The sequence below is a fragment of the Pandoraea iniqua genome, from assembly GCF_902459685.1.
Taxonomy (GTDB): domain Bacteria; phylum Pseudomonadota; class Gammaproteobacteria; order Burkholderiales; family Burkholderiaceae; genus Pandoraea; species Pandoraea iniqua.
Genome location: NZ_CABPSF010000006.1, coordinates 191,479 through 212,400 on the forward strand (window position 1 = coordinate 191,479; position 20,922 = coordinate 212,400).

Below are 20,922 nucleotides of genomic sequence, written 5' to 3' on the forward strand. Positions count from 1 at the left end.
AAGACAAGGCGCGGCAACATTGCCGCCATTGCCACCGTATTGATTAGTTTGGAGTGATATTTTGCTGGACAGTCTCCTTGGATTTCTCTCGACCGGCCTGCTCGACTGGAGCGGCTGGAAGATCTTCTTCTTCACGTTGATCGTCACCCATGTGACGATTGCCGGCGTGACGATCTATCTGCACCGTTGCCAGGCGCACCGCGCGCTCGACGTGCACCCCGTTGTCGCCCATTTCTTCCGTCTGTGGCTGTGGATGACCACGGGCATGATCACGAGCGAATGGGCTGCGATTCACCGCAAGCACCACGCGAAGTGCGAAACGCCGGAAGATCCGCACAGCCCGCAAACGCGTGGTCTGTGGAAGGTGCTCGCCGAAGGCGCTGAGCTGTATCGTGCCGAAGCGAAGAACGAAGAAACGATGCGCAAATTCAGTCACGGCACGCCGAACGACTGGATCGAGAACAACATCTACAAGCGCTTTCCGATTCTCGGTATCAGCGTGATGATGATCATCAACATCTCGCTGTTCGGCGCCATCGGTCTGACCGTATGGGCCGTGCAGATGGTGTGGATTCCGTTCTGGGCAGCCGGTGTGATCAACGGTCTGGGCCACTACTGGGGCTACCGTAACTTCAACTGCGCCGACGCATCGACGAACCTGCTGCCGTGGGGCATCATCATCGGCGGCGAAGAGCTGCACAACAACCACCACACGTACGCCACGTCGGCCAAGCTGTCGAACAAGTGGTACGAGTTCGACATCGGCTGGCTCTACATCCGCATTCTGTCGGCCGTGGGTCTGGCCAAGGTGAAGAAGATCGCACCGACGCCGAAGCTCGCGAAGAACAAGGCCACGTGCGACGACGATACGTTGCAGGCCGTGCTCTCGAACCGCTACGAAGTCATGGAGCGCTACGCCAAGACCTTCAAGCGCGCCTATAGCGAAGAGCTGGCTCGTTTCAAGGAAAAGCGTCAGGTCGGCGAGTACCAGTTGTTGCGCGGTGCCCGCAAGTGGCTGCATCACGACGAAGCCTCGCTGCAAGAGCCGCAGAAGCAGCAACTCGGCGAAATCTTCGCGCACAGCAAGTCGGTACAGACGTACTACGAACTGCGCAGCGAACTGGCCGGTATCTGGGAACGTTCGAACGCTTCGCGCGAGCAGTTGCTGAGCCAGTTGCAGAACTGGTGCCATCGCGCCGAACAAAGCGGAATTCACGCGTTGCAGGAATTCGCGACGCGACTGCGCCGTTACGCGTAAGGCGAATCAGCCAGAATTTCGTTTTTGTCGCATAATCAGAACCCCGCTACGGCGGGGTTTTGTCATTCCGGTCCCCACAGACCCAGCGAAAATGAATGCCTCACTCAAATCCGTAGAATTCGATCGCCCCGCACCGGGCGGCGCCCTGTGTGTTGCGCAAGCTTGGGCACGCGTCCCGGATGCGCCCTCGCAAGAGGAGCGCGCGGCACTCAAGGCCCGTATCAAACGTCTGCTCGTCGAGCAGGATGCCGTGCTGGTGGCGCATTACTACGTGGATGCCGACTTGCAGGATCTCGCCGAAGAGACGGGCGGTTGTGTGTCCGACTCGCTCGAGATGGCGCGCTTCGGCCGTGATCATCCGGCGAAGACTCTCGTGGTGGCCGGCGTGCGCTTCATGGGCGAGACGTCGAAAATTCTCAGTCCCGAAAAACGCATTCTGATGCCCGATCTCGACGCGACTTGTTCGCTCGATCTGGGCTGTCCGGCCGACGAATTTGCGGCGTTCTGCGACGCGCATCCCGACCGCACCGTCGTTGTCTATGCGAATACCAGTGCAGCGGTGAAGGCACGCGCCGACTGGATGGTGACGTCCTCGATCGGGCTGGAAATCGTGGCGCACCTGCACGCGCAGGGGAAGAAGATTCTGTGGGCGCCTGACCGCCACCTCGGTAGCTACGTGCAAAAGCAGACCGGTGCCGACATGTTGATGTGGCAGGGCGCATGCCTCGTGCACGATGAATTCAAGGCGACCGAGCTTGAACTGCTGCGCCGCGAACATCCGAACGCGAAGGTGCTCGTGCATCCGGAATCGCCGGCGGCGGTGGTCGAGTTGGCCGATGTGGTCGGTTCTACGTCGCAAATGATTGCGGCCGCTCAGACGATGGACGCAACCGAGTTCATCGTGGCGACCGACAATGGCATTCTTCACAAGATGCGGGCGGCGGCACCCGGCAAGCGTTTCATTGAAGCGCCGACGGCCGGTAACAGCGCCACCTGCAAAAGCTGTGCGCATTGCCCGTGGATGGCGATGAACAGCCTGCAAAATCTGGCCGACGTGCTCGAGTCCGGCCAGAACGAAATTCATGTCGACGCGGAGATTGGCCAACGGGCCCACACGTGTATCGACCGCATGTTGTCGTTTGCCGAAGCGCGCAAGAAGAATGTGCGCGCCAGCGGCGATTTCGCGCGCGACGGCGCGCTGTTTGCAGGTGTAGGCCCCGCATAATGACGCAATCCAAATCCCTGAGCACCACCGAGGCACTGTCTCCCGACTTCGCCAAATTTGGCGAGCCCCTCCAGAGCGCACTCTCGCGCAATGTGCGCGACGCGTTGGCCGAAGACGTCGGCGCGGGCGACCTGACGGGTCTGTTGGTCCCCGCCGACGAGATGGCGCACGCGCGCATCATCGTGCGTGAAGCCGCCGTGTTGTGTGGCGTGCAATGGTTTGAGGCCTGCATGCGCAGCATCGATGCGTCGGTTCGTGTTCAGTGGCATTACCGCGAAGGCGAGCCGATGACGCCAGATTCGGTGGTGTGCGACATCCACGGTCCCGCGCGGGCGTTGCTGACGGGCGAGCGCACGTCGATGAATTTCCTTCAGATGCTCTCGGGTGTGGCGACTGCCGTGCGCCGGTATGCGGATGTCGTGGAAGGCACCAAGGCGCGCGTGCTCGATACGCGCAAGACGATGCCGGGTTTGCGTCTGGCGCAGAAATTTGCCGTGCTTGTGGGCGGGGGGACGAATCAACGCCTCGCGCTGTACGACGGAATTCTTATCAAGGAAAACCACATCGCGGCTGCGGGCGGTATTCGTCAGGTGCTCGAGAACGCCGATCGGCTTGCCGATGGCGCGTCGGTGCAGATCGAAGTGGAGTCGCTCGAAGAGTTGGAGACTGCACTGGAGTGCGGTGCCAAGTCGATCCTGCTGGATAACTTCACGCTGGAAATGATGCGCGAAGCGGCCCGCGTGACCGATGGCCGCGCCGTGCTGGAAGCCTCGGGCGGCATCAATCTGGAAACGCTGCGCGCCATTGCGGAGACCGGTGTCGACCGCATTTCCGTCGGCGGTCTCACCAAGGACGTGCGCGCCACCGATTTCTCGATGCGTATTATCGAGACGGTGGGCTAAGCCCTGTAATAGGATCAAACGGTCAGTGCGGAAGGCGCTCGCCCGCTGACTCCAGTCTCAGAACAACACCCCGCACGTTGGAAATTGATCCAGTGTTCGGGGTGTTATTTTTTGCGGCGAGTCAGCGCTTGCGCGGCAACACTGGCGAAAGCACGGTCGGCAACGCTTTGGGCAGTGTGTCGGGGAAATCGCGGGAGTAGTGAAGCCCGCGGCTTTCGTGGCGTGACAATGCGCTATCCACGATCAGTGACGCCACGTCGACCAGATTTCGCAGTTCAAGCAGGTCGCGGCTCACGCGGAAGTTCGCGTAGTACTCGGCAATCTCCTCGCGCAGCAACGCAATACGATGCTGCGCGCGCTCCAGACGTTTGCTCGTACGCACGATGCCGACGTAATTCCACATCATCCGGCGCAATTCATCCCAGTTGTGGGCGACCACGACTTCTTCATCCGCATCGGCCACGCGGCTCTCGTCCCATGCGGGCACGTCGGTAATGCCGGGCAGCGACACCTCATCGCGCTGAATATCTTCCGCGGCGGCCTTGCCCAGCACGATGCACTCGAGCAGCGAATTGCTGGCGAGTCGATTCGCGCCATGCAGGCCGGTATAAGTCGCTTCGCCCACCGCATAAAGTCCCGGCAAATCCGTGCGGCCGTTCATATCCGTGACGACACCGCCACAGGTGTAATGCGCTGCGGGCACCACCGGAATCGGTTGTTTCGTGATGTCGATACCCAGTTCGGCGCAGCGCGCGAGAATCGTCGGGAAGTGTTCTTGCAGGAATTCGGGACTTTGATGGCTGATATCCAGATACACGCAATCGAGTCCGTGCTTCTTCATCTCGAAGTCGATGGCGCGCGCCACAATGTCGCGCGGCGCCAGTTCGGCGCGCGGATCGTGTTGCGGCATGAAGCGCGTGCCGTCCGGCAGCACCAGCCGGCCACCTTCGCCGCGCACCGCTTCGCTGATCAGAAACGACTTCGCGTAGGGGTGGTAAAGGCAGGTCGGATGGAACTGGATAAATTCCATGTTCGCGATCCGGCAACCGGCGCGCCACGCCATCGCGATGCCATCGCCCGTCGCCGTATCGGGATTCGTCGTGTAGAGATAAACCTTGCCCGCACCGCCAGTGGCCAACACCGTGTGACGTGCGGTCATCGCATGCACCGCGCCGGTGGCCATATCCTGAACGTAAAGCCCTTGGCAATGGCGGCCGGCGGTCGGCGCCGCGTCCGCGCGATCCGAGGTGATCAGATCGACGGCGAAGTGATTTTCAAACAGCGTGATATTGGGGTGTTGGCGCACACGCTCGGTGAGGGTAGTAATCACCGCGTGGCCGGTCGCATCGGCCGCATGAATGATGCGGCGATGGCTGTGGCCGCCTTCGCGTGTCAGGTGAAAACCGAGTTCGGCGCCTTCGTCACGCGTGAACGGCACGCCCTGTGCGATCAACCATTCGATCGCCTCGCGGCTATGTTCGACGATGAATCGCGTGGCGGCTTCATCACACAACCCGGCGCCGGCGATCAGGGTATCGGCCACATGTTCGTCGACGCTGTCGGCCGAATCGAGCACGGCAGCGATGCCGCCTTGTGCCCAGTCGCTGGCCCCTTCGGGCATCGGGCGTTTGGCGACCAATGCGACGCGGCAGGTATTCGCCAGATGAAGGGCGACCGATTGACCGGCGAGTCCACTGCCGACGATGACGACATCGAAATTCATGATACGGGCTGTCTCCGTAATCGACGTCATCTCGGTGACGTGATTCGCATGATGGGAAGTGAGCCAGTATAGCGAGTCGATACGCGCGTGGCACATGACCCTATGCGCACATCGGCAAAATCGGAGGAGGGATGACTACGCAACGCGTAGCTTGGTGAATTTCGGGACGCCCAAATGAAAAACCCCGCCAGAGGCGGGGCATTGAACGCAGCAGCGAACTGCTGCGAGAAAACCTGTTGATCTTATTTGATCTTGGTTTCCTTGTACGGCACGTGCTTACGAGCGACCGGATCGAACTTGCTGATTTCCATCTTTTCCGGTTTGGTACGCTTGTTTTTGGTAGTCGTGTAGAAATGACCGGTACCAGCGGTCGATTCCAACTTGATCTTGTCGCGAGCGCCTTTTGCCATGATGAGCTCCTAAAACTTAGATGGCCTTGCGCGAACGCAGGTCGGCGAGAACGGAATCGATGCCGTTCTTGTCGATCAGGCGCAGGCCAGCGTTCGAGATACGCAGGCGCACCCAACGGTTTTCGCTCTCAACCCAGAACCGGCGATTTTGCAAGTTCGGGAGAAAACGGCGCTTGGTTTTGTTGTTGGCGTGGGAAACGTTGTTGCCGACCATCGGCGCTTTCCCGGTCACTTGACATACGCGTGCCATGAAGCACTCCTAACCCAGAATTCTGTGTAAAAAAAAGTGGTGAGTCGAAAAGACAGACCGCGATGATACCACAAAAATCCCAGACAAATCAATCGCTTTAGACGATGTAGGACGCGAGCCCATGGTGGGAAGCGCCTGTCGGAGATTCGGGAAGGGACGGATTATAGCGCAAAGCGGCCCGCGAACGCGAACTGCTTGCTAAATTGTTGTGCAGATCACAATTCGCCCTGCTCGGCGAGCGAGTACACGCTATCGCCGGCGACGATGAAATGATCGAGCAAACGTATCTCCAGCAAGGCCAGCGCGTCCCCGAGCAAGCGCGTGAGTGCTAGATCTGCCGGGCTTGGCAGGGCGATACCCGAGGGGTGGTTATGCGCGACGATTACCACGGCCGCATTGACTTCGAGTGCGGCGCGCACGATTTCGCGGGGGTAGGCACAGGTCTGGGTGAGGGTGCCTTCAAACATGATGCGGGCGCTCACCAGACGATGGCCGGCATCGAGAAACAGGCAGACAAAGCGCTCGCGGGAGTGGTCGTGCAGCGTCAGGCGAAGATAATCTCGCACGCGTGCGGGGGTATCGAGCACATCGCCGGCCTCCAGGCGCTCGCCCAGCATGCGGCGGGCTATTTCCAGTGCGGCTTGAAATTGCACGAACTTGGCCTGACCGAGGCCGGGAATCTGCCGTAGCGCGTCGAACGGCGAGGCCAGCAGGCGGGTTAGCGAGCCGCCGCTGCGCGCGAGCAGATCGCGGCCGAGATCGACGGCATTGCGCCCGCGCGAACCGGTGCGCAGGAAAATGGCGAGCAACTCGGCATCGGAAAGGGCGCTGGCCCCACGGGCAAGCATTTTTTCGCGGGGCCGCTCGGCGAGCGGCCATTGGGCGATGGACATGACGACTCCAGGCGCAGACACCGCCGCGCGCATGAATCGTCGCGATGTCACTAAAGAGAAATACAGTCGCTGGAGGTAAAATTCCGGACTGCGCGTAGGGGGAGCCGGACGCGCAACGCGTCGTCATTTACAATATTAGCTTGACCTTGCTGTGAGACCCCCATGAATTCTGTCGCATCCCCCGTGGTTCAGGACGATTCCTATCTGACGCTGCACTACCGGATTGGCGCCCCTGACGGCGCGGATATCGTCAACACCTTCGAAGGCACGCCGGCCACGCTGCAACTGGGCGGCGGCCAGATGGCGCCGACGCTCGAACAGGCGCTGCTGGGCATGAGTGTGGGGGAACGCCGTAGTATCGAACTTGCCCCGGAGCAGGCCTTTGGCCCGCGCAATCCCGAGTTGCTGCAACGTGTCACGATGAAGACGCTGCAAGAGAACAGCAATTTCGGCGAAGAATATACCGTGGGCGATCTGGTCGAATTCAACGCGCCGAGCGGCGGCCGCTATGCGGGCATCCTGCGCGAGTTGGGTGACGGCTGGGCATTGTTCGACTTCAACCATCCTTTGGCTGGACAGCCGATTGTGTTCGAAGTCCAGATTATCGGCATTCTGTAGGAATCGAAATGAGCGCCACCCAAGTCGTTGCGCCGACCCTGTCGGACGCGGAAATTCTGCTGGCCCAGCCGCGCGGTTTTTGCGCGGGCGTCGACCGTGCAATCGAGATCGTCGAGCGCGCGCTGTCTATGTATGGTGCCCCGATCTATGTTCGTCACGAGATCGTACATAACGCCTATGTCGTCGAGAACCTGCGCAAGAAGGGCGCGATTTTCGTCGAAGAGCTGACCGACGTGCCTTCGGGCAACACGTTGATCTTCAGCGCTCACGGCGTGTCGCAAGCCGTGCGTGCCGAGGCTCAGGAGCGCGGTCTGCGCATCTTCGATGCCACCTGTCCGCTCGTGACCAAGGTGCACGTCGAAGTCGCGAAGATGCGCGGCCAAGGGCACGAGATCATCATGATCGGCCACAAGGGCCACCCGGAAGTCGAAGGCACGATGGGGCAGTCGGGCGAAGGCATGTTCCTCGTCGAGACCATCGAAGACGTGCTCGCACTGCAAGTCGCCGACGAAACGAAGCTGGCCTTCGTGACGCAGACGACGCTGTCGGTCGATGACGCCGCCGAAGTGATCAACGCGCTCAAGAAGCGTTTCCCGCTGATCACCGAGCCGAAGAAGCAGGACATCTGCTACGCGACGCAAAATCGTCAGGACGCCGTGAAGTTCATGGCCCCGCAATGCGATGTGGTCGTGGTGGTGGGCAGCCCGAACAGCTCCAATTCGAATCGTCTGCGCGAAGTGGCCGAGAAGATGGGCGTGCCGGCCTACATGATCGACTCGCCGGCGCAGCTCAAGCCCGAGTGGTTCAACGGTAAGCGCCGTATCGGCGTGACGGCAGGCGCGTCGGCGCCGGAAGTGCTGGCACAGTCGATCGTCGCGCGCCTGCGTGAACTCGGCGTGAATCAGGTCAAGGTGCTCGAAGGCGTCGAAGAGAACATCGCGTTCCCGCTGCCCAAGGGCCTGACGCCGGTGACCGAGTAAGCTTTACGCTGTCAGCATGATCGTCTGCGGGGCGTCGTAAGCACGAAGAAGCACGAAGGCCCGCAGTCACAAGAGCCGGGGTGTCGCACTATGCGCACCCCGGCTTTTTGTTGTCCTGCTTGTTCCCCCTCCCGCTCCCCCCGCCCCCTCTCAGCACTTTCTGGAAGCGACGCAGGCGCCGCTCCCCATACCCTTGCACGTCGTCAATAGACGCACGCAAATTCAGGCAAAACCCCACGCGACCTCTACGCAATTCTGCGTACGTTTTTGCGGAATCCCCGCAATGGCGATTTGGCGAATTTCGCCGTATCGGCCATTAAAACCACCTGCGTGATTTCCGCAATTCATCACTTAATGAATTAATGCCAAATAACGCCATTCGCTTTTCAATTATCTAATTATTTATATATTCACTTAATTAGAGTATTCGCTCCAAATCGATCGGGCACGTAATTTGCTTTATTAATAACTATGGTGATGAATCCCATATTTGGTGCATTGTATGCACCATGGAGCCGCCTGAGCGGATTCGCCCAGGTATGTAAAACCTTGATCGAAAGCGGGGTTGCACTTTTGAAAAAATAGGGTTGCACAAGTCGGTATAAACCTTAGGCCTCCATTATGGAAAACCCTGTGGCGGCGGGCGTCGCAGCCGCAAAGAATGGAGTTACAATGCGCGCGTTTCGCATACGAAACATTGAATTGGCGTTATTGGCGTTTTATTAAACCGCCGACAATCAGGAGATAATCACATGCAACTCAAGTTCGCGAAGGTACTGCCCGTAGTCGCCGCAGTGACGCTGTTGGCGGCATGCGGTCAGAAGGAAGAAAAGCAGGCCGATTCGGGTGCCGCTTCTGCACCTGCCGCGACGACTGCCGCCAGCGGGGGCGGCGATGCGGTTGTTATCAAGATTGGTCACGTTGCACCGTTGACGGGCCAAATTGCTCACTTGGGCAAAGATAACGAAAATGGTGCACGCCTCGCAGTTGAGGAAGCCAACAAGGCCGGTCTGACCATCGACGGCAAGCCGGTCAAGCTGGAACTGGTGGCTGAAGACGATGCGGCCGATCCGAAAACCGCGACCCAGGTTGCACAGAAACTGGTCGACGAGAAAGTCGTCGCAGTGGTGGGCCACTTGAATTCGGGCACGACGATCCCGGCCTCCAAGATCTATAGCGATGCGGGTATCGTGCAGATCTCCCCGTCGGCAACCAACCCGGCCTACACCCAACAGGGCTTCAAGACGGCCTATCGCGTGGTGGCAACGGACGCTCAGCAAGGTCCGGCACTGGCCAACTACGCAACGAAGACGCTGGGTGCCAAGTCGGTGGCCATCGTCGACGACGCGACCGCCTACGGCAAGGGCTTGGCCGACGAGTTCGAGAAGACCGCCAAGGCCAACGGCCTGAAGGTGCTCTCGCACGACGCGACCAACGACAAGGCCACGGACTTCCGCGCCATTCTGACCAAGATCAAGGGTGAGAAGCCGGACATCATCATGTACGGCGGTATGGATGCGACCGGCGGCCCGTTCGCCAAGCAGTCGAAGGAACTGGGCATTGGCTCCAAGGTGCTGGCCGGCGACGGCGTGTGTACCGACAAGGTGGCCGAACTGGCCGGCGACGCCATCGACAACATCGTCTGCTCGGAAGCGGGTATGGCGCTGTCGAAGATGGAAGGCGGCGACGACTTCTCCAAGCGTTATGAAGCTCGCTTCAACCAGCCGATCCAGATTTACGCCCCGTTCACGTATGACGCTGTCAATGTGATCGTCGACGCGATGAAGCGTGCCAACTCGACCGATCCGGCCAAGATCCTGGCGGCCATGCCGGCCACCGACTACAAGGGTGTCATTGGCCACATCGCTTTCGACAGCAAGGGCGACATGAAGGAACCGGTGATTACGCTCTACAACTATCAGAACAAGAAGAAGAGCGTGCTTGACGTGGTGAAGATGTAACTCCCGGGCGCTAGCGCCATGAAACGGCACCGTTGCCTACCCTTTCGGTGCCGTTTCTTCATCTGCGGAACGAAGCCGTGCCTGCATGACGGGCACGGCCCCCCCTCCTGAACCAGGATCAGCCTCAACACCCGCAGTTCTCTCAGCCACCCCTGCGACGCCTATCGGTGAAGCGCGCTGGGAGCCCGTTTTCGGGGAACAAGGAGTTAGCTTCATGGATATTTTTATCCAACAAATCTTGAACGGCCTCGTGCTTGGTAGCGTGTACGCGATCATTGCGCTGGGCTACACCATGGTCTACGGCATTTTGGGCATCATCAATTTTGCCCACGCCGACGTGATGATGATCGGCGCGATGGTCGCGCTGTCCACCATCAACTTGTTGATGAAGATCGCACCGAACATGAATCCGGTGCTCATGCTGGCCATCGCCACGGCGGTGTGTGTGCCCGTGTGTGCGTTGACCAACTTCGTGATCGAACGGGTCGCGTACCGGCCGCTGCGTAACGCGCCGCGTCTCGCACCGCTGATCACCGCCATCGGTGTGTCGCTGCTGTTGCAGACGATCGCCATGCTGATCTGGTCGCGCAACCCGCTGTCGTTCCCGCAGCTGCTGCCTACCGACGCCATGACGGTCATCCCGGAGCGCGGTAACCATCCGGGCGCTGTGACCAACGGCACCGGCATCGTGATCGTCGTCGTCGCGTTCCTCGTGATGTTCGGCCTCACGCAGCTCGTGAACCGCACCAAGCTCGGCCGTGCCATGCGCGCTACCGCAGAGAACCGCAATGTGGCGGGTCTCATGGGCGTGAACCCCAACTTCGTGATCTCGGCGACCTTCGCGCTGGGCGGCGGACTGGCGGCGCTCGCGGGCGTGATGATGGCGTCGAACTACGGTAACGCGCACTTTTACATGGGTTTCATTCCCGGGATGAAGGCGTTCACCGCCGCCGTGCTCGGCGGGATCGGCAACCTGCAAGGCGCCATGGTCGGCGGCGTGCTGCTCGGCCTGATCGAAGCGCTGGGTGCCGGCTACATCGGTGACCTCACCGGGGGTGTTTTCGGCAGTAATTATCAGGACGTATTCGCCTTCGTCGTTCTGATCGTGGTGCTCGTGTTCCGTCCGTCCGGTTTGTTGGGCGAGCGCGTGGCAGATCGTGCATAAGCGGCGAGGACAAACACAATGAATCAACCTGTGCAAACTTCGTCGGGCCCGGCCACGCAAATTTCGGCGGCCGCCGCCACACGCAAGGCCTATCGCGGCCTCGCCTTCTTCCTGATCGCGGCTATCTTCGCCCCGGTGCTCGTCGGCTATGCCGGCGGCAACTACTGGGTGCGCGTGCTCGACTTCGCGCTGCTCTACATCATGCTCGCGCTGGGCCTGAACATCGTGGTGGGCTTCGCCGGCCTGCTCGACTTGGGCTACATCGCGTTCTATGCCGTGGGCGCGTACGTGACTGCCTTCCTCAGCTCACCGCACCTCACCACGCAGTTTGAGTGGATCGGGCATCTGTTCCCCGGCGGGCTGCATGTGCCCGTGTGGTTCACGATACCGATCGGGGCGGCGGTGGCGGCGATATTCGGCATCTTGCTGGGGGCGCCGACACTGCGTCTGCGCGGTGACTATCTGGCCATCGTGACGCTGGGCTTCGGCGAAATCATCCGCATTTTCATGAACAACCTCGACCGTCCGGTGAACATCACCAACGGCCCGAAGGGGATCACCGGCATCCAGCCCGCGTCGTTGTTCGGCTTCGATTTTTCGAAGGCGCACAACTTCTTCGGCATACAGGTCAGCTCGGTGTACATGTATTACTACCTGTTCGTGTTCCTCGCGCTGGTCATCGCGTTCATCTGCGTGCGATTGCAGCACTCGCGCATCGGACGGGCGTGGGTGGCCATTCGTGAAGACGAAATCGCCGCCAAGGCGATGGGCATCAACACGCGCAACATCAAGCTGCTCGCGTTTGCCATGGGCGCGTCGTTCGGCGGTGTGGCCGGCGGCATGTTCTCGGCGTTCCAAGGCTTCGTCTCGCCCGAGTCGTTCACCTTCTGGGAGTCGATCGTCGTGCTCTCGATGGTGGTGCTCGGCGGCATGGGGCACATTCCGGGCGTGATTCTGGGCGGTGTGCTGCTCTCGGCGTTCCCCGAGATCCTGCGCTCGACCATGGGCCCGTTGCAAATGAAATTGTTCGGCAGCGTCATCGTCGATCCCGAGGTGATCCGGCAACTGCTGTACGGTCTGGCCATGATCTTGATCATGCTGTACCGTCCGGCCGGCCTGTGGCCGTCGCCGCGTCCGGAAGAACGGACTCTGTAAGCCGAGGGAGATGATCTGACTATGAGCGAACAAATTCTTCTGTCCGTGAAGGGCGTGAACAAGCGCTTCGGCGGTCTTCAGGCCCTCACCGATGTGGGTCTGGAAATCAAGCCGGGGCAAATTTATGGGCTGATCGGCCCGAACGGTGCCGGCAAGACCACTTTCTTCAACGTCATTACCGGGCTCTACACGCCCGACTCCGGCGAATTCACGCTCGACGGCAGCACCTACAAGCCGACCGCCGTGCATGAAGTGGCGCGCGCGGGCATTGCCCGCACGTTCCAGAACATTCGTCTGTTCGGCGGCATGACCGTCGTCGAGAACGTGATGGTCGGGCGCCACGTGCGTACGAAGATGGGCGTAATCGGCGCCATCCTCCGGTATCCGGGGGCGAAGGCTGAAGAGCGCGCCATCCGTGACCGCGCGATGGAGTTGCTGGAGTACGTGGGCGTAGCGAAGTACGCCAACTACACGGCGGCCAACCTCTCGTACGGCCACCAGCGCCGTCTGGAGATTGCGCGTGCGCTTGCCACCGACCCGAAGCTGCTTGCCCTCGACGAACCGGCTGCGGGCATGAACGCGACCGAAAAGATCGAGTTGCGCGGCTTGCTCGACAAGATTCGCAGCGACGGCAAGACCATCCTGCTCATCGAGCACGACGTGAAATTGGTGATGGGCTTGTGCAACCGCATGACGGTGCTGGATTACGGCAAGGTGATTGCCGAAGGTTTGCCGCAGGATGTGCAGAAAAATCCCGCGGTGATTGAAGCGTATCTCGGTGCAGGAGGCCATTGATGAGCGCAATGTTGACGATCAAGGGCCTGAAAGTCGCGTACGGCGGTATCAAGGCGGTCAAGGGGATCGACTTGAGCATCGAGCCGGGCGAACTGGTCACGCTAATTGGCGCGAACGGTGCGGGCAAGACGACCACGATGAAGGCCATCACTGGCCTGTTGCCGTGGGCCGATGGTGATATCGAGTATCTGGGCAAGTCGATTCGCGGCGTGAAGGCGTTCGATCTGCTCAAGCAGGGGCTGGCGATGGTGCCGGAAGGCCGCGGCATCTTCACGCGCATGACCATCCTCGAGAACATGCAGATGGGGGCGTATCTGCGCAACGACACGGCCGGGATCAAGAACGACACCGACAAGATGTTCGGTATCTTCCCGCGTCTGAAGGAGCGTAAGGACCAACTTGCCGGCACGCTCTCGGGTGGTGAGCAGCAGATGCTCGCGATGGCCCGTGCGCTGATGAGCCAACCGAAGTTGCTGCTGCTCGACGAGCCGTCGATGGGCCTCTCGCCGATCATGGTCGACAAGATCTTCGAGGTGGTGCGTACGGTGTCGAGTGAAGGCGTGACGGTGCTGCTCGTCGAGCAGAACGCACGGCTCGCGTTGCAGGCCGCAAACCGTGGCTATGTGATGGACAGCGGGCTCGTCACCATGACCGGTAACGCGAAAGACATGCTCGACGATCCGAAGGTGCGCGCCGCGTATCTCGGGGAGTAAGTCTTAGCGAGTCGGCACGTATCGATACGCTGCTGAAAGGAAAAAGAGCGCCGGAGGAAACCCCGGCGCTCTTTTTTCATGGCGGCGACGCCAGCACTTACAGCGATTCCAATATTTACAGCATCGCTCCCGCACCGGCAGTGAGCGGCAGGCGCTTGCCAAGACTCACCACATCGTCGGCGGCATAACCGTGTGCCGCGTAGAAGGCGAGGGCTTCGCGCGACTGCGTGAGCACCTGCAAGTTGAGCTTCAGACAGCCGCGCTCGGTCAGCGCATTTTCCGCATGACGCAGCAACGCACTGGCGACACCGCGCCGGCGCAGCGACGTCGCGACCGCCAGCGAGTACACCCAGCCGCGATGCCCGTCGTAACCGGCCATTACGGTGCCGATCACCTTGCGATCGCGCACGGCGACGAAGAACAGGCCGTCGTGCATCGCCACCTTGTTGGCGATCGAGCGGCGCGGCTCGCGATGTGGCTTGTCCGCGCGGTTGTACTCGGGAAACGCCTCGCGCCAGAGCGCGATCACCGCGTCGGTATCGGTGTCGTCGAACGTGCGGATATGAATGTCGGTGGCCAGCGCGATCACGATGCATGCTCCTTGCCGGTATAAATATCGGGCCGGTGAATCTGCATCATCTTGTTGGGCTCGCCCAGCGGCTCAAAGCCATAACGCGCATAGAGACTCGCCGCATCGGTGGTGGCGAGCAGAAAGCGCCGCAGGTTCTGCAACGCCGGGTGCGCGAGCACGTTCTCGCACAGGCGCTTGCCGATGCCGAGCCCGCGCATCGACGGATCCACAAATACATCCGCCAGATACGCGAACGTGGCGCGATCGGTAATCACACGGGCAAAACCGACCTGCTGCACGGGCCCGCCTTCGACGTGCGTGGCGTACGCGCCGAAGCACAGCGAGTGCGAAATCGCGCGCGTGAGCGTGTCGCGCGGAATGTCTTTCGCCCAATGCGTCTGCGTCGACAGCGCCTTGTGGATGAAGCCGATATCCAGTCTGGCCGGATCGGGCGATATTTCGACGATGGCGTCGGCCGGTGGCGTCGCGTGCGCCTGGCTCATGTCGTTCATCGTGGGTCTCTCCTCTGAGAATCTGGGAACGTAGCGGCGGGTCTTACGCGTGCTTGGCGAGCAGCGAGTCGAGCATGGACAGCATCTGATCGATTTCGTCGCGGCTCACGTTGAGCGCCGGCATGAAGCGCAGCAAGTTCGGGCGAGCCGAATTGAGCAGCAGGCCGTCCGGCCCCATGTCGCGCGCCGCTTCCACCAGTTGCGGGCCGATGTCGCGCCCGAGCAGCAGCGCACGCAGCAGGCCGGCACCGCGCTCACCTTGGCCGCCGTAGCGCGACGACAGGTGCTCCAGCCCGGCGCTCAGGTAATCGGCCTGTGCCCGCACGAATTCGAGGAAGCCCGGGGCACTGACCGTGCGCATGACCGCGAGGCCTACCGCACACATGAGCGGATTACCGTTATACGTGCCGCCCTGATCGCCCGGTTGGAAGACGGCGAACTCGTCGCCGCAGAGCATGGCCGCCAGCGGCACGCCGCCACCAATGCCCTTGCCGAGCGTCATGATGTCGGGCGTGATGCCCGCCTGCTGGTGCGAGAAGAGCGTGCCGGTCCGGCCGCAGCCCGTCTGCACTTCGTCAACGATCAGGAGCAGGCCGCGTGCCTTGGTGAGCGCACGCAGTTCCTTGAGAAACGCCTCGGTGGCGGGCACTACGCCTGCTTCGCCCTGTATCGGCTCCAGCATCACGGCGACGGTGTCGGGGCCGATGAGGGCCTCGACCGACGCGATGTCATTGAGATCGGCCTTCGGAAAGCCCGGCACTTGCGGCGCGAAAATCGTGTCCCAGCCCGGCTTGCCGCTGGCCGACATCGTGGCGATCGTGCGGCCGTGGAAACCGTTCTTGAACGTGATGATCTCGAAGCGCGCGCCACCGGCCGGGTTCGGATGCAGTTGGCCCCACTTGCGGGCGAGCTTGATGGCGCTCTCGTTGGCTTCGGCGCCGCTGTTCGCGAAGAACACCTTGCCCAGCCCCGACAGACGCGCGAGGAGGTCGGCGAGCTCGATCATCGGCAGGTTGTAGTACGCCGGGCTCGGGTTCAGCAGTTGCGAGGCCTGCGTGGCGAGTGCGTCGCGCATCACCGGATGGCAGTGGCCGAGGCTGTTCACGGCCCAGCCCTGAATGAAATCGAGATATCGCTTGCCGTCGTGGTCATACAGCCACGCGCCTTTGCCGTGGGTGAACACGAGATCCGGGCGCGAGGTGATCGGCAACAGGGCGTGAGTGGCGAACTCGGCAAACTTCGCGTCAGACGAAGTCGTTGAGGTCGACGAAGTTGACGATGACGATGCGGCGGATTGGGAAGCAAGCGACATAACGGTCTCCGAAGGACGAAAGGTAAAGAGACGAGGAATAAAAAAAGCCACGGGGTGTGCCCGTGGCTTTGCTGTGCTTGAGAACTCGCTTGTTATCGCAGTCCATAGCGCGCCGCGCGGCATCCCGGGAGGGGCAGCGTACGGCGACGTCGGATCGAGGCGATGGCAATCAGGTTCATGTCGGCAAGAATAAGGCGATGATGCGGCGCTTGTCAAAGGGAATGCGTGAACTGTCGCGTTCATGCATCTGTCTTGCCCCTGACGCGCGCCCGGCGATCAGTTGCCGCTCCCCGGGTTGTCGGCCTCGGTGGTGAAGGCGTCAGCGAAGAACGCGTCTTCCGGCAGGCGGTGGTGGGCGATGAAGTCGCGGCGTGCCGATTCGACCATCACCGGTGCTCCGCAGGCGTACACCTCGTAGCCCGACAGGTCCGGCAGGTCTTCGGCCACGGCGCGGTGCACGAACCCCGTGCGGCCTTGCCACTGGTCTTCGGGTGCGGCTTCGGAGAGTACCGGCACGAAGGAGAAGCCCGGAATCTCGCGCGCCCACTGCTCGACCAGATCGCGCAGGTAGATGTCCTTCAACTGGCGGGCGCCCCAGTACAGTGTCATCGGGCGATTCAGGCCCTTGTGCACGGCGTGCTCGACGATGGCCTTGATCGGCGCGAAGCCGGTGCCCGAGGCGAGCAGCACGATGGGCTTCTCGGAATCTTCACGCAGGAAGAACGTGCCGAGCGGACCTTCGAAGCGCAGGATTTCGCGCTCCTTCATCGTGTTGAAGACGTGATCGGTGAACACGCCGCCGGGCATATGGCGCAGGTGCAGATCGATGAAGCCTTCTTCGTGCGGCGCGGTGGCCATCGAATAGCTGCGGCGGCGGCCGTCTTTCAGAATGAATTCGATGTACTGGCCGGCCAGATACTGAAAGCGCTCGTTGGCCGGCAGTTGCAGGCGCATGACGATGACGTCGTCCGCGAGGCGCGTCAGCGCGTTCACGCGGCACGGCAGGCGCTTGACCGGGATGTCGCCGATGCCCTTGACTTCGCGGCTCTCGATGACGACATCGCTCTTGGCGTGCGCGCAGCACAGCAGCGCGAAACCGCGCGTTTCTTCGTCCTTGGTGAGTGCGGTCGCCGAGTGCGCGCCGTGTTCGACGGCGCCCTCGACGAGCTTCGCCTTGCATGACCCGCAGCCACCGTTCTTGCAGCCGTAGGGCAGGCCGATGCCCTGACGTAGCGCGGCCGAGAGCAGTGCCTCGCCGTCTTCGACCTGGAACTCGCGCCCGCTCGGCACGAGGGTAACGTTGTAAGCCATACTACAATCCGAAAAATGAAAAATCCGTCCAAATCCCTCGGTCGCCCACGCCTTCTGGTCGTGGGCTGCGGCGATGTCGGCATGCGTGCGCTGCCGGCCCTCGTCAAACGTTTTCGCGTCTATGCCGTGACTTCCAGCGACGCGCGTCATGCGCTCCTGCGTGCGGCCGGCGCAGTGCCTGTTGCCGCCAATCTGGACGACCGTGCGAGTCTCGCGCGTATCGCCCATCTGGCGCCGCGTGTGTTGCATCTGGCGCCGCCCGACGGTGTTGCCGGCAGCGGCACCCAAGACCTGCGCACGCGCCGTTTGCGGGCCGCACTTTTACGGCCCTCGAAGCCCAATATTGTACCCGAGGGGGGCGCACGCGCTTCGCGTCGCATCCTCGTCTACGCCAGTACCAGCGGGGTGTATGGCGATTGCGGCGGCGCACGGGTGGATGAGACACGCACGCCGCAAGCGCGTTCGCCGCGCGGCCAGCGGCGAGTGGATGCGGAGCGCACCTTGCGCGCACTCGGACGGCCTTCTGCGCACGCCCGAAATGCGCGGCGCGAGTGGGCGGCCGGGCCGCCACGCACGCTTTCACCGGCGAGTGCGACGAGCGTGGCGGGTGTGCGCCCCAGTTGGCGCCAAGCGGAGCGGGCCCGCGTGCGCTGGCGCGCGTCCATCGTCCGAATTCCCGGCATTTACGCCGCCGACCGGCTTCCGACGGCGCGTCTTGAGCGTGGCACGCCCGCATTGCGCGAATCGGACGACGTGTACACCAACCATATCCATGCCGACGATCTGGCCGCGATTCTGATCCGGGCGATGTGGCGCGGCAAGCCGCAGCGCGCGGTGCACGCGAGCGACGACACCGAATGGCGCATGGGCGAGTACTTCGACCGGGTGGCCGATGCGCTCGGTCTGGCCCGTCCGCCGCGTATCTCGCGTGAAGCGGCCGTGCTGGAGTTGCCGCCGACGCTGCTGTCGTTCATGTCGGAGTCGCGCCGGCTGGACAACACGCGCCTGAAACGCGAACTCGGTTATCGGTTGAAGTATCCCGACGTGGCGGCGCTGCTGGCGACACTGGCAACATGACGACATTTCGAAATTTCGCACTCGTGGCGCTGCTCGCATTGCCGGGCGTTGCGCCGCTGTCGGTCGCGCATGCCGAACCCGATATTCGCGTCGGCTTCTCGCCGGAGGGCTCGGCACGCACGCTGGTGCTCGAGACCATCGGCAGCGCGAAGCACAGCATCCAGATGCTTGCTTACTCGTTTCAGGCACCTGACATCATGCAGGCGCTGGTCGATGCGAAAAAACGCGGCGTAGCGGTGCGCGTGGTGATCGATAAGAAGCGCAATACCGGCAAAGCCAGCAAGGCAGCGATGGATTTCGTGACGGGGCAAGGTGTGGCGTTGCGCACCAACGACCACTTCAACATCCATCACGACAAAACGATCATCGTCGACGGCAATACGGTGGAAACCGGCTCGTTCAACTTCGCGCCGTCCGCCGAGACGAGCAATTCCGAGAACGTGATCGTCATTCGCGACATGCCCGACATCGCACGCCAGTACGTCGCGCACTGGCAGTCGCGTTGGGATCTCGGCGAGCCTTATCCGCCTTCGCCGCAGCGATGACGTCGACGCCGATGCTGCGGTGACCGCCTAAGGACGGCCTCACACCTCGCCGTTCGCTGATCCCCCCAATGCCTTGATGAGCGTGAGCGTGGCATCGATCTGATCGAGGCGCGATTGCGCGGCGTTCCGGCGTGCCTGCCGCGCCAGCCGTTGTGCATCGAGCCACGTCTGCAAGTCGATGTCACCGGCGCGATAACGCGCACCCGACAATGCCGACGCGCGTTGGGCGAGCGTGGCCGCCCGCGCCAGCGCTTCGTACTGCACCGACGTGCGTTCGCGCGTCGAGAGGGCATCTTCCACTTCCTTGAGGGCCGTGAGCAGCGTGCTGCGAAACACGACGGTCGATTGCGCGAAGTCGTTGCGGGCGAGCGCCGTTGTTAAGCGCGCCGTCTGAATTTGCAGAAACGGCATGGCGATCGTGGCGGCGAGCGTGCCGACGGGATTGGCGAGCAAGCGCGACAGCGAGTCGCTGGTCGTACTCGTCGACCCCGTGAGCGTGAGCGACGGATAGAACGACAGACGCGCCGCATCGACATCGGCCAATCGCGCCCGCACGCGGGTCTCGGCCGCCGCGAGATCGGGGCGGCGGGCGAGCAGTTCGGCGGGCAAGCCCGGCGCCACTTCGGGCAGTGTCGTGTCTGCCAGCGATTCGCGCTCGCTAAAACGTGTCTGAGCAGGCTCGCCGAGCGCATTCGCCAGCGCATGGCGGGCGAGATCGCGCAAACGCTCCCAGTCGGCCAGTGCGCCGGCCACGGTGTCGCGATCCTGTTGCGCCTGCACGGGGTCGAGTGCTGACACGGCCCCGGCGCGGCGACGCGCGTCGACCAGCGCGACGACCTTGTCGGCCGACGCCAGATCGTCCTTCGCGCTGCGCACGTTTTCGTTCAGATAGGCGAGACGCCAGTACAGCGACGCAACATCGCTCGACAACGTGAGTGCCGCGGCGCGGCGATCCCATGCGCTGGCCGCCGCCTGCCAGTTGCCCGCATCGCGCTGCGCAGCGAGCTTGTTCCACAGATCCACTTCGTAACTGATGCTCGCATTGGTGCCGGACGTCGTTTGCGTCTGCCCAATCGCGGCAATGGCCGCGTTGCCACCATCGAGCGAACGCGACTTGGCCCCCGCAATCGAGGCAGAAAGTTGTGGCCAGCGATTCGCGCCCGTCAGTCCTGCCTGAAGCGCATCGCGGTCGGCCTGAAGCGATTTGAGCGCCAGCCCCGGATTGCCCGCCAGCGCGCGGGTGACGAGCGTGTTCAGACCGGGCTCGCCGAAGCCTTGCCACCACGGATCGATTTCAGCGGGCGTATCGCTCGCCGCTTGGGGCTGTGATGCAGCGCTGGTCGATGTGGCGCCATCGAGGGGCGTGCGGTATTGCGCGGGCACCGGCAGCGCCGGACGTTCGTAATCGGTACGCATCAGACCGCACCCGGCGAGCAGCAAGGCGAGGCTCAGAACAGACAGCACGGGCAGACGGGCGGGTGACGACAAAGCCGTCGGGAAACGCAACAGGGAGCGGGTCATCGAATCGTCAAAAAGACCCCCGCGC

The 20,922-nt window shown here is 62.0% G+C and carries 21 protein-coding genes; 12 read left to right on the top strand and 9 right to left on the bottom strand.

The genetic code is table 11. The annotated features are described in order from the left end of the window. Positions 1-61: 61 nt before the first annotated feature. From PIN31009_RS20305 to nadC, 3 genes are all read left to right on the top strand, one after another. Positions 62-1,258, top strand: a complete 1,197-nt coding sequence (locus PIN31009_RS20305; protein WP_087691394.1) for a DesA family fatty acid desaturase — start codon at positions 62-64, stop codon at positions 1,256-1,258. Positions 1,259-1,349: 91 nt separating this feature from the next. Further along, the gene (gene nadA, locus PIN31009_RS20310) at positions 1,350-2,483 is read left to right on the top strand and encodes a quinolinate synthase NadA (RefSeq protein ID WP_150791412.1); all 1,134 of its coding nucleotides are present in this window, start codon (positions 1,350-1,352) and stop codon (positions 2,481-2,483) included. After that, the gene (gene nadC / locus PIN31009_RS20315; RefSeq protein ID WP_150685870.1) at positions 2,483-3,385 is read left to right on the top strand and encodes a carboxylating nicotinate-nucleotide diphosphorylase; all 903 of its coding nucleotides are present in this window, start codon (positions 2,483-2,485) and stop codon (positions 3,383-3,385) included. Before nadA ends, nadC begins: the two co-directional genes overlap by 1 nt. A 121-nt stretch (positions 3,386-3,506) precedes the next feature. Here the strand turns inward: nadC and nadB are convergent, their stop codons facing one another. The 4 genes from nadB to radC form a co-directional block, all read right to left on the bottom strand. Further along, the gene (nadB, locus tag PIN31009_RS20320; protein ID WP_150791413.1) at positions 3,507-5,108 is read right to left on the bottom strand and encodes an L-aspartate oxidase; all 1,602 of its coding nucleotides are present in this window, start codon (positions 5,106-5,108) and stop codon (positions 3,507-3,509) included. Positions 5,109-5,350: 242 nt separating this feature from the next. Further along, the gene (gene rpmG, locus PIN31009_RS20325; RefSeq protein ID WP_058375786.1) at positions 5,351-5,518 is read right to left on the bottom strand and encodes a 50S ribosomal protein L33; all 168 of its coding nucleotides are present in this window, start codon (positions 5,516-5,518) and stop codon (positions 5,351-5,353) included. Between the two features lie 16 nt (positions 5,519-5,534). Continuing rightward, positions 5,535-5,768, bottom strand: coding sequence for a 50S ribosomal protein L28 (gene rpmB, locus PIN31009_RS20330; protein ID WP_058375785.1), 234 nt, complete (start codon positions 5,766-5,768; stop codon positions 5,535-5,537). Positions 5,769-5,983: 215 nt separating this feature from the next. Beyond that, positions 5,984-6,661: a RadC family protein gene (radC, locus tag PIN31009_RS20335; protein WP_150791414.1), complete on the bottom strand. Its 678-nt coding sequence runs from the start codon at positions 6,659-6,661 to the stop codon at positions 5,984-5,986. Positions 6,662-6,823: 162 nt separating this feature from the next. On the opposite strand from radC, the gene PIN31009_RS20340 reads away from it, so the two are divergent. From PIN31009_RS20340 to PIN31009_RS20370, 7 genes are all read left to right on the top strand, one after another. Then, on the top strand, positions 6,824-7,279 hold the full coding sequence (locus tag PIN31009_RS20340; RefSeq protein WP_150685873.1) for an FKBP-type peptidyl-prolyl cis-trans isomerase: 456 nt from the start codon (positions 6,824-6,826) through the stop codon (positions 7,277-7,279). Between the two features lie 8 nt (positions 7,280-7,287). After that, complete coding sequence (ispH, locus tag PIN31009_RS20345; protein WP_150685874.1) at positions 7,288-8,259, top strand: 4-hydroxy-3-methylbut-2-enyl diphosphate reductase; 972 nt, start codon at positions 7,288-7,290, stop codon at positions 8,257-8,259. 752 nt (positions 8,260-9,011) lie between these two features. Beyond that, the gene (locus PIN31009_RS20350; RefSeq protein ID WP_058375781.1) at positions 9,012-10,220 is read left to right on the top strand and encodes a branched-chain amino acid ABC transporter substrate-binding protein; all 1,209 of its coding nucleotides are present in this window, start codon (positions 9,012-9,014) and stop codon (positions 10,218-10,220) included. Positions 10,221-10,434: 214 nt separating this feature from the next. Further along, positions 10,435-11,385, top strand: coding sequence for a branched-chain amino acid ABC transporter permease (locus tag PIN31009_RS20355; RefSeq protein WP_058375780.1), 951 nt, complete (start codon positions 10,435-10,437; stop codon positions 11,383-11,385). Between the two features lie 18 nt (positions 11,386-11,403). Next, the gene (locus PIN31009_RS20360) at positions 11,404-12,540 is read left to right on the top strand and encodes an ABC transporter permease subunit (RefSeq protein WP_174996201.1); all 1,137 of its coding nucleotides are present in this window, start codon (positions 11,404-11,406) and stop codon (positions 12,538-12,540) included. 21 nt (positions 12,541-12,561) lie between these two features. Next, the gene (locus tag PIN31009_RS20365; protein WP_150685876.1) at positions 12,562-13,335 is read left to right on the top strand and encodes an ABC transporter ATP-binding protein; all 774 of its coding nucleotides are present in this window, start codon (positions 12,562-12,564) and stop codon (positions 13,333-13,335) included. Beyond that, positions 13,335-14,048, top strand: a complete 714-nt coding sequence (locus tag PIN31009_RS20370; RefSeq protein ID WP_058375778.1) for an ABC transporter ATP-binding protein — start codon at positions 13,335-13,337, stop codon at positions 14,046-14,048. The genes PIN31009_RS20365 and PIN31009_RS20370 overlap by 1 nt, the downstream gene beginning before the upstream one ends. Before the next feature lie 115 nt (positions 14,049-14,163). On the opposite strand, the gene PIN31009_RS20375 is transcribed toward PIN31009_RS20370, so the two are convergent. The 4 genes from PIN31009_RS20375 to PIN31009_RS20390 form a co-directional block, all read right to left on the bottom strand. Further along, a complete protein-coding gene (locus PIN31009_RS20375; protein WP_150791474.1) occupies positions 14,164-14,634 on the bottom strand; it encodes a GNAT family acetyltransferase in 471 nt (156 codons plus the stop codon). Then, positions 14,634-15,131, bottom strand: a complete 498-nt coding sequence (locus tag PIN31009_RS20380; protein WP_087722500.1) for a GNAT family N-acetyltransferase — start codon at positions 15,129-15,131, stop codon at positions 14,634-14,636. The genes PIN31009_RS20375 and PIN31009_RS20380 overlap by 1 nt, the downstream gene beginning before the upstream one ends. Positions 15,132-15,174: 43 nt before the next feature. Beyond that, positions 15,175-16,443, bottom strand: a complete 1,269-nt coding sequence (locus PIN31009_RS20385) for an acetylornithine transaminase (RefSeq protein ID WP_150791415.1) — start codon at positions 16,441-16,443, stop codon at positions 15,175-15,177. Between the two features lie 276 nt (positions 16,444-16,719). After that, a complete protein-coding gene (locus PIN31009_RS20390) occupies positions 16,720-17,754 on the bottom strand; it encodes a CDP-6-deoxy-delta-3,4-glucoseen reductase (protein ID WP_150685879.1) in 1,035 nt (344 codons plus the stop codon). Between the two features lie 81 nt (positions 17,755-17,835). On the opposite strand from PIN31009_RS20390, the gene PIN31009_RS20395 reads away from it, so the two are divergent. Then, a complete protein-coding gene (locus tag PIN31009_RS20395) occupies positions 17,836-18,831 on the top strand; it encodes a Rossmann-fold NAD(P)-binding domain-containing protein (RefSeq protein ID WP_246185774.1) in 996 nt (331 codons plus the stop codon). Then, positions 18,828-19,376 carry a phospholipase D family nuclease gene (locus tag PIN31009_RS20400; RefSeq protein WP_150791417.1) on the top strand — a complete coding sequence of 183 codons (549 nt, stop codon included), beginning with the start codon at positions 18,828-18,830 and terminating at the stop codon, positions 19,374-19,376. The genes PIN31009_RS20395 and PIN31009_RS20400 overlap by 4 nt, the downstream gene beginning before the upstream one ends. Before the next feature lie 39 nt (positions 19,377-19,415). Here PIN31009_RS20400 and PIN31009_RS20405 read toward each other — a convergent pair whose 3' ends face one another. Next, entirely contained in the window at positions 19,416-20,897 is a 1,482-nt protein-coding gene (locus PIN31009_RS20405) for an efflux transporter outer membrane subunit (protein ID WP_150791418.1), read from the bottom strand. Positions 20,898-20,922: the final 25 nt, after the last annotated feature.

Coding starts and splice junctions, on each gene's coding strand:
- nadA (WP_150791412.1), top strand. CDS start 1,350: ATGAATGCCTCACTCAAATCCGTAGAATTCGATCGCCCCGCACCGGGC.
- nadC (WP_150685870.1), top strand. CDS start 2,483: ATGACGCAATCCAAATCCCTGAGCACCACCGAGGCACTGTCTCCCGAC.
- nadB (WP_150791413.1), bottom strand. CDS start 5,108: ATGAATTTCGATGTCGTCATCGTCGGCAGTGGACTCGCCGGTCAATCG.
- rpmG (WP_058375786.1), bottom strand. CDS start 5,518: ATGGCAAAAGGCGCTCGCGACAAGATCAAGTTGGAATCGACCGCTGGT.
- rpmB (WP_058375785.1), bottom strand. CDS start 5,768: ATGGCACGCGTATGTCAAGTGACCGGGAAAGCGCCGATGGTCGGCAAC.
- radC (WP_150791414.1), bottom strand. CDS start 6,661: ATGTCCATCGCCCAATGGCCGCTCGCCGAGCGGCCCCGCGAAAAAATG.
- PIN31009_RS20340 (WP_150685873.1), top strand. CDS start 6,824: ATGAATTCTGTCGCATCCCCCGTGGTTCAGGACGATTCCTATCTGACG.
- ispH (WP_150685874.1), top strand. CDS start 7,288: ATGAGCGCCACCCAAGTCGTTGCGCCGACCCTGTCGGACGCGGAAATT.
- PIN31009_RS20350 (WP_058375781.1), top strand. CDS start 9,012: ATGCAACTCAAGTTCGCGAAGGTACTGCCCGTAGTCGCCGCAGTGACG.
- PIN31009_RS20355 (WP_058375780.1), top strand. CDS start 10,435: ATGGATATTTTTATCCAACAAATCTTGAACGGCCTCGTGCTTGGTAGC.
- PIN31009_RS20360 (WP_174996201.1), top strand. CDS start 11,404: ATGAATCAACCTGTGCAAACTTCGTCGGGCCCGGCCACGCAAATTTCG.
- PIN31009_RS20365 (WP_150685876.1), top strand. CDS start 12,562: ATGAGCGAACAAATTCTTCTGTCCGTGAAGGGCGTGAACAAGCGCTTC.
- PIN31009_RS20370 (WP_058375778.1), top strand. CDS start 13,335: ATGAGCGCAATGTTGACGATCAAGGGCCTGAAAGTCGCGTACGGCGGT.
- PIN31009_RS20380 (WP_087722500.1), bottom strand. CDS start 15,131: ATGAACGACATGAGCCAGGCGCACGCGACGCCACCGGCCGACGCCATC.
- PIN31009_RS20385 (WP_150791415.1), bottom strand. CDS start 16,443: ATGTCGCTTGCTTCCCAATCCGCCGCATCGTCATCGTCAACTTCGTCG.
- PIN31009_RS20390 (WP_150685879.1), bottom strand. CDS start 17,754: ATGGCTTACAACGTTACCCTCGTGCCGAGCGGGCGCGAGTTCCAGGTC.
- PIN31009_RS20395 (WP_246185774.1), top strand. CDS start 17,836: ATGCGTGCGCTGCCGGCCCTCGTCAAACGTTTTCGCGTCTATGCCGTG.
- PIN31009_RS20400 (WP_150791417.1), top strand. CDS start 18,828: ATGACGACATTTCGAAATTTCGCACTCGTGGCGCTGCTCGCATTGCCG.
- PIN31009_RS20405 (WP_150791418.1), bottom strand. CDS start 20,897: ATGACCCGCTCCCTGTTGCGTTTCCCGACGGCTTTGTCGTCACCCGCC.